The organism is Corynebacterium sp. HMSC065H09, from assembly GCF_001812845.1.
In the GTDB taxonomy this organism is placed as follows: Bacteria; Actinomycetota; Actinomycetes; order Mycobacteriales; family Mycobacteriaceae; genus Corynebacterium; species Corynebacterium jeikeium_D.
This window is the reverse complement of record NZ_KV810587.1, coordinates 1-1,905: the sequence shown is the minus strand read 5'-3', so window position 1 is coordinate 1,905 and position 1,905 is coordinate 1. Positions and strand designations below refer to the sequence as shown.

The following is a 1,905-nucleotide window of genomic DNA, read 5'->3' as shown; positions in this document are numbered from 1 at the left end:
CCGCCGAAGCCGCGGCAATCACCTTTTTGGTGGTTGGGTAGGGGAGCGTCGCGTGACTGCTGTGAAGCGCTGGGGTAACCCTAGTGTGGAGTGTGCGCGAGTGAGAATGCAGGCATGAGTAGCGAATGAGGAGTGGAAAACTCCTCCGCCGAATGACTAAGGGTTCCTGGGCCAGGTTAATCCTCCCAGGGTGAGTCGGGACCTAAGGCGAGGCCGACAGGCGTAGTCGATGGATAACGGGTTGATATTCCCGTACCCGTGTGTCCGCGCCCATGGTGAATCAGGGATACTAACCCACCTGAACACGCGCCTTGTGCCGGCCTTTTAGGTTGGTTGGTGTGTGTGATGCTGGGGACCTGAACTGGTAGTAGCCAAGTGATGGGGTGACGCAGGAAGGTAGCCGTGCCACGTGATGGATATCGTGGTGTAAGCGTGTGGCCCGTGTTCTAGGTAAATCCGGAGCACATGTGGGTGAGGCGTGATGCGTACCCGTTTTGGGGAAGTTGGTGATCCTATGCTGCCGAGAAAAGCCTCTAGCGATGTGGATATACGGCCCGTACCCGAAACCGACACAGGTAGTCAGGTAGAGAATACTAAGGCGATCGGGAGAACTGTGGTTAAGGAACTCGGCAAAATGCCCCCGTAACTTCGGGAGAAGGGGGGCCATGACTGGTGACCGACGTGGTTGAGCTGGTTGTGGCCGCAGAGAATAGAGGGAAGCGACTGTTTACTAAAAACACAGGTCCGTGCGAAGACGGGTAAGTCGATGTATACGGACTGACGCCTGCCCGGTGCTGGAAGGTTAAGAGGACCTGTTAGACCCCTTTTGCGGGTCGAAGCGGAGAATTTAAGCCCCAGTAAACGGCGGTGGTAACTATAACCATCCTAAGGTAGCGAAATTCCTTGTCGGGTAAGTTCCGACCTGCACGAATGGCGTAACGACTTCCCTGCTGTCTCAACCACAGACCCGGCGAAATTGCAGTACGAGTAAAGATGCTCGTTACGCGCGGCAGGACGAAAAGACCCCGGGACCTTCACTATAGCTTGGTATTGGTGTTCGGTTCGGTTTGTGTAGGATAGGTGGGAGACTGTGATGCCTCAACGCCAGTTGGGGTGGAGTCGTTGTTGAAATACCACTCTGATCGTATTGGACATCTCAACCTCGGCCCGTGATCCGGGTTAGGGACAGTGCCTGGTGGGTAGTTTAACTGGGGCGGTTGCCTCCCAAAGAGTAACGGAGGCGCCCAAAGGTTCCCTCAGCCTGGTTGGCAATCAGGTGTTGAGTGTAAGTGCACAAGGGAGCTTGACTGTGAGACTGACAGGTCGAGCAGGTAGGAAACTAGGGACTAGTGATCCGGCACCGGCTTGTGGAAGCGGTGTCGCTCAACGGATAAAAGGTACCCCGGGGATAACAGGCTGATCTTCCCCAAGAGTCCATATCGACGGGATGGTTTGGCACCTCGATGTCGGCTCGTCGCATCCTGGGGCTGGAGTAGGTCCCAAGGGTTGGGCTGTTCGCCCATTAAAGCGGCACGCGAGCTGGGTTTAGAACGTCGTGAGACAGTTCGGTCTCTATCCGCCGCGCGCGTAGAAACTTGAGGAAGGCTGTCCCTAGTACGAGAGGACCGGGATGGACGTACCTCTGGTGTGCCAGTTGTCCCGCCTGGGGCATGGCTGGTTGGCTACGTACGGAAGGGATAACCGCTGAAAGCATCTAAGCGGGAAGCCTGTTCCAAGATTAGGTTTCTTTTGAGGTCCCCTATAGATGATGGGGTTGATAGGCCGGATCTGGAAGCATCGTAAGGTGTGGAGGTGACCGGTACTAATAGACCAAACATTCAACACACAAAGTGTGAATTACAGGGTTTTTGCTCGCGTCCGTTATTCAGTGTCTGGCATGACACC

Annotated in this window: 1 rRNA gene; it reads left to right on the top strand. The window is 55.3% G+C overall.

What is annotated here, in order from left to right:
* Positions 1 to 1,847, top strand: a 23S ribosomal RNA gene (locus HMPREF2878_RS05890); the annotation flags it as partial.
* Positions 1,848 to 1,905: the final 58 nt, after the last annotated feature.